This window comes from uncultured Campylobacter sp. (genome assembly GCF_938018035.1).
Lineage (GTDB): Bacteria > Campylobacterota > Campylobacteria > Campylobacterales > Campylobacteraceae > Campylobacter_B.
On sequence record NZ_CALIJF010000325.1, the window covers coordinates 1 to 5,428 of the forward strand.

Sequence of the window (5,428 nt, forward strand, 5' to 3'; positions counted from 1 at the left end):
CAAAGGTCAGCGCGACATAATCAAGTAAGCTTTAAAATTTCGATGAAATTTAAGCGGCGAAATTTTGAAATTTATTGGATTTATAGGTGCCAGAATTTTTAAAATTTAATCGATCTGCGTCGGTAAAATTTTTAAATTTATTGGATTTGAAGTGGTGGAATTTTAAAATTTTTTTGATCTGCATAGCGGATTTTAAATTTTAAAATTTGCGCGTTCCGCAGCTCGCGCTTGTGCCTCTGTGGCTATGACAAGGCGGACGGTTTATACGGGATGCGCGGATGCGATCGAAGCCTCTTGCAGCGCGGGAGGCGTTTTAAAAGTAGTGCTCGGTGGGTATGAACAGCGCGTTTTGCAGCTTGCATTTGTGACGTGTTCGCTGTCTAAATTTATAAGGTGTAGTTTAATTGCGAGCTGTGTTCTTGGCGCCAAATTTTAATCGCGGCGTGAAATTTTAGAGTGCAAGCGGAGCAGAAACAGGGCAGGGTTCTAAAATTAAGTGCTAAAAATTTTGCGGTTTTAAATTCTATAAATTTACAAAGACCGGCAGAATTTAAAATTTTAAAATTTCGCTTCTTTTTGGATTTTGAAATTTTGAAATTTGTCGCAGCGGATCTGGATTTTAAATCGCGCCGCGCCGACATGAAACGTCTTGCGACTACACAAGCAGAAGAAGTTGCTGCAGATTTGGCTTGTCGCGCGCGAGTACATGAGTGGAAAGTTGGTCGCGCGCTGAAAGCCAGTAGTGGAGTATTGCGGTCGCGCGTTGCGGTTAATTTGTGGCGCGAGTGCTCGTATCGCACACCAGATACTGAGCGGTGTAACAAAGCTGTTTGGCACGCTGTTTTGTATGGGAGGCGTATTTTTGCAGTGTGCGGTGGGTACATTTGCGGTATGTTTTACGATGCGAATGTGCTTACATGCTCTGCGGCGCAAAATTTTAAACGGAATTTGTGTCGCTGCGCGCATAAATAAATTTGCGCTATAGCGGCAAATAAATTTAAAACGAAATTTCGCACCGTCTGCGAGTATAAACGCGTTTTTGCAGCGAAGTCGTATTTTGCAGTGTGGCTGTATTGCAAGATGCGGCGCGTTTTACGTTGTCCGTGCGCTGAAAATCGATCGGCATGCTAGCAACGCGTAGCGTAATTCGCAACTACCGCGCGCTACCAGTGCGTAGCGTTAAGACCTTGCGACTGCCTTTGTGTTGCTTGTGTGCGATTTTGCGTAGTTGTGGTTTGTAGCCGCGTTTATCGTGCGTAGAAAGTCGCCATGATATGCCTGCCAGAGTAAAATGCACCCGCCTGTGTATAAAAGATAGTGCGAGGTTACGCTCTACGGCGTGGTAGCGCGTGTCGAAAGGCTGCGCGATATGTGAGAGCAAAATGCACGTTTAAAAAGCGGTGTGGATTGCGCTTCGCGGTGCTCTATCTGCAGCGTGCGTCAAAAGTCGTCGCTATATGTTAGAATAGAGCGTAGGCAATACGCGTCTTACGGGATAACGAGAGATCATGCCTTGTGGCGCGCTATCCCGTAGCGTGCGCCATAAAGCCGCCTATGTGTGAGAAAAATAATGCGCGCCGCGCGTCAAAGATGCACGATCGCATTGCGTGCCAAAAGACAATGCGCGGTCGTGTCGTACGCTTTTTAAAAGGCGGTGCCACGATCGGTGCCGTGCGGCACGGGCGTGATGCAAGATTTGAGCCTCGTGCGGCAAACGAAGCGTGCACGGCGCACGTAAATGCGAATAAATTTTAAAATGGAGAGATGATTGAGAACCGATAAATGGCTATATTACTTCACCTGCGCGCTCATTACGATCGGCATGATATTTTCGCTGTCGCTGAGCTCATATACGGTGCTTCTGCTGGGTGCTACACCACTGCATTTTTTTTATCGTCAGTGCGCGGTAGGGATCGCCTGCATCGCGGTGATGTGGATCGTCTCTCGCGCCGATCCCGATAAATGCCTAACGCCGGTGTGCATGTCGCTTTTTGCGATCATGGGGATTTTGATGCTTGCGATGGGCTTTTTACCCAAATCCTTGGTCGCCGACGTAAACGGCGCGGCGCGCTGGATCAGACTGCCGTTTTTTAACCTCGCGCCGGTGGAATTTTTCAAGGTGGGCTTCATCTACTTTTTGGCGTGGAGCTTCTCGCGCAAGCTCGATCACTCCAAAAAAAGCATCGGGCGCGAGATCGCGACGCTGCTTCCTTACGTAGCGCTTTTCGGCTTTGTGGTGATCCTAGTCGCCATCGTACAAAATGATCTGGGGCAGGTCGCGGTGCTGGGGCTTACGATGATTTTTATGTCGCTTTTTGCGGGCACAAGCTTCAAGCTCATCGGCTTTAGCTTTATGGGGATTTTGGGGCTTGCTTACGTTTTTATCGTCACGAGCGCGCACAGGGTCGATCGCGTGCGCTCGTGGTGGGGCGGAGTGCAGGATTTCGTACTGTCGTTTATGTCGCCGGAGACAGCTGCCGGGCTGCGTATAGAGGACGCTAGCGCGCCGTATCAGGTCGGACACTCACTAAATGCGATAAACAACGGTGAGTTTTTCGGGCAGGGGCTTGGGCTCGGGAGCTTTAAGCTAGGCTATCTGAGCGAGGTGCATACCGACTTCGTGCTCGCAGGTATCGCCGAGGAGTGGGGATTTGTCGGAATTTTGCTCATCGTGGCGCTATTTTATGCGATGCTATTTCGCATCTTTCAGACCGCGAGCAAGTCGCCTAGTAACGTAAATTTCCTCTTTTGCCTGGGTATCGGCTTTATGTTTTTCTTTTCGTTCATTATCAACTCCTACGGCATCACGTCGATCTCGCCGGTTAAGGGTATCGCCGTGCCGTTTCTAAGCTACGGCGGCAGCCACCTGCTCGCGGCGTCGTTTGCGGTGGGGCTCGTTTTGATGGCGTCGAAAAGGGCGAAATTTTAAAGCTTTTGCGGGCTTTAGGAGAGCGCGATTTAAATTTAGGCGTAAATTTAGAGCCGAATTGCGCTTAAAATTCTACGCCGAAGCGCGCCGCGACTTAAATTTAAGCGCGAAATTTTATAAATTTAAAGGAAAAGTATGGTCATAGCAATCAGCGGCGGCGGCACCGGCGGGCATCTGATAATCGCTAAAAATTTAGCCGCCCATCTTGCGAAGCAGGGCATCAGGGCGATCTTTATCGGCTCAAACCGCGGGCAGGATCGCGCGTGGTTTGAAAAGAGCGAGCTTTTCGCGCGCACCTATTTTTTGCAAAGCTCGGGCGTCGTCGATAAAAAGGGCTTTGCCAAGCTAGCCTCGCTGCTAAATATCCTGCGCCTCTCGCTTGCGGCGCGTAAAATTTTAAAGCAAAACGGCGTCCGCGCGCTCATCAGCGTGGGCGGATACAGCTCGGCGCCCGCATCCATCGCGGCGATCCTTTCTCGCGTGCCGTTTTTTATCCACGAGCAAAACGCCGTTTGCGGGCGGCTCAACCGCCTGCTGAGGCCATTCGCGCGGGCGTTTTACAGCTCCTATGAAAAGCCCGCGTTTGCTTATCCGATCGCGGATATTTTTTTCGAGACGGCGCGGCCGCGCACGGCGCTTAAGAGGGTCATCTTTTTGGGCGGCTCGCAGGGGGCGAGCTTTATCAACTCGCTTGCCGTGGAGCTTGCGCCCAAGCTTTTGAGCCTCGGCTACGGCTTGATCCATCAGTGCGGCGAGCGCGAGTTTGAGCGCATCTCGCAGATCTACGCGCAGCAGGGCCTAGATGTACAGCTCGTGGGCTTTTGTAAAAACATGCACGAGCTCATCGCAAGCGCCGATCTTTGCGTCGGACGTAGCGGTGCCAGCACGCTGTGGGAGCTCTGCGCAAACGGCCTGCCTGCGATATTCGTGCCGTTTCCGTTCGCGGCGGCGGATCATCAGTTTTATAACGCGAAATTTCTTAAAGAGCGCGGGCTTTGCGAAATTTTACGCCAGCAGGACGCAAGCGGCGAGCGGATCTTAGGCTTGATTGAGAGCTTTGACGTGGCGCGCGCGAGCAAAGGGTTGCTTGAGTTAGCGGATCGAAACGGCGCGCAAGCGATCATTGGCGACCTAATGAGTAAAATTTAAGGTGTTTCTGTTTTTTATTCCTGCGTTTTGCGCGCAAATTTCATCGTAGGGCAGGGCGAATAAATTTCAAAATTTACTTTTTGTGCGCTTTGTTACGCGTAAATACGGCACAATAGGGCAAAATATGATGCTTTGAGAACATAAGGCTAAGTAAGACGGCTACGTAAGGATCGGCGAAAACGAGAGCGGCGGAAATTTAAATTTGATTTGGGAAAATTTGAGCGGATTTACCCGAACGCAAATTCGGCTCGGGTAATTTTAAGTCTATTTTAATTTTTCATACAATTCACAAGTGAGTTGCCAAAAATCTTTATTGCTTGGATTTTGTGCTTCTGAGTCGTTTTTACCCAACTCGCAAGCCTTTTTGTAATATTTAACAGCCGTATTCTTATTGCCTAAAGCAATATTATATGCACCAAGACTCGAGCATCCTCGCCAATTGTTTTTATTGCAAGCGTATTTATAGCAAGATACGGCTTTTGTTATATCTTTTTTCACGCCATATCCATTATTGTACATTATCCCAAGATTGTTACATGCCATAGGGTCTCCAATATCGCAAGTCACTTTCAATAAGCGAGCCGCTTCTTTATAATTTTGTTCAATCCCGGCAATCCCCTTATAATACATAGCTGCGAGATTTCCGCAGCTTTCAATAAAATATTCATTTTTTTGAACAGCTTTGTCCATTTTGCAAACTTTTTCAAAATAGTATTTTGCTTTTTTGTAATCTATCCTTTCTCCGCCAACCATAAAGTAATATTCACCGATTGCCGTGCAATACTTTAAATTTCCACCCTCGCACTCTTTATCGAAATATTCGATTTGAGCTTGTGTTAATTCTTCAGCAGAAAACGCCAAATTCGCTAGAACTGCCAAAACCAAAATTACTTTTTTCATTCTTTTCTCCTTTGAAATTATTTGTGAATGCAATATGCTAAACACGCAAGTAGAGCCATTATTATGAGCAAAAGAACAATCAGAATAGGAAATCCTATCTTTTTATCTAATTTCTTATCGTGCCAAGTTATTGTTGCATAGACAATAAAGCCTGCTACAGCTATAGTTAATACATTAATCCATAAATCTTTATCTAATATATTAGCCCATGCGCCGCCTACTATACCGCCCAAAATCGATAAAGAAACCTGGACAAAAGCTTCATTTTCTTTATCTCCATTTATATTTTTCGTTTCACTTTCTTTCTTATTGTTGTCCATGCCGTTTTGGGTCAAGGCTTTGTTCCCGTTAATCTTATCCTCAGCCATATTTTTCCTTTCAACCAAAAATTTAGCGCATTCTATCCCCCCACTTAAAAATCTATAAATTTAATTATCGATTTTCCATTTT

The 5,428-nt window shown here is 47.1% G+C and carries 5 protein-coding genes; 3 read left to right on the plus strand and 2 right to left on the minus strand.

What is annotated here, in order from left to right; translation table 11 throughout:
• Positions 1 to 456 precede the first annotated feature (456 nt).
• The 3 genes from Q0257_RS09685 (at position 457) to Q0257_RS09695 (ending at position 4,078) form a co-directional block, all read left to right on the plus strand.
• Positions 457 to 972 (plus strand): hypothetical protein, encoded by a 516-nt coding sequence (locus Q0257_RS09685; RefSeq protein WP_298024439.1) that lies wholly within the window; start codon positions 457 to 459, stop codon positions 970 to 972.
• Between the two features lie 796 nt (positions 973 to 1,768).
• Positions 1,769 to 2,929 carry an FtsW/RodA/SpoVE family cell cycle protein gene (locus tag Q0257_RS09690; protein WP_177389148.1) on the plus strand — a complete coding sequence of 387 codons (1,161 nt, stop codon included), beginning with the start codon at positions 1,769 to 1,771 and terminating at the stop codon, positions 2,927 to 2,929.
• 135 nt (positions 2,930 to 3,064) lie between these two features.
• Positions 3,065 to 4,078 carry a UDP-N-acetylglucosamine--N-acetylmuramyl-(pentapeptide) pyrophosphoryl-undecaprenol N-acetylglucosamine transferase gene (locus Q0257_RS09695; protein ID WP_298024441.1) on the plus strand — a complete coding sequence of 338 codons (1,014 nt, stop codon included), beginning with the start codon at positions 3,065 to 3,067 and terminating at the stop codon, positions 4,076 to 4,078.
• Positions 4,079 to 4,342: 264 nt separating this feature from the next.
• On the opposite strand, the gene Q0257_RS09700 is transcribed toward Q0257_RS09695, so the two are convergent.
• Together Q0257_RS09700 and Q0257_RS09705 are read right to left on the minus strand one after the other, a co-directional pair.
• A complete protein-coding gene (locus tag Q0257_RS09700; protein WP_298024443.1) occupies positions 4,343 to 4,978 on the minus strand; it encodes a tetratricopeptide repeat protein in 636 nt (211 codons plus the stop codon).
• A 17-nt stretch (positions 4,979 to 4,995) separates the two neighbouring features.
• The gene (locus Q0257_RS09705; protein ID WP_298024445.1) at positions 4,996 to 5,346 is read right to left on the minus strand and encodes a hypothetical protein; all 351 of its coding nucleotides are present in this window, start codon (positions 5,344 to 5,346) and stop codon (positions 4,996 to 4,998) included.
• Positions 5,347 to 5,428 lie beyond the last annotated feature (82 nt).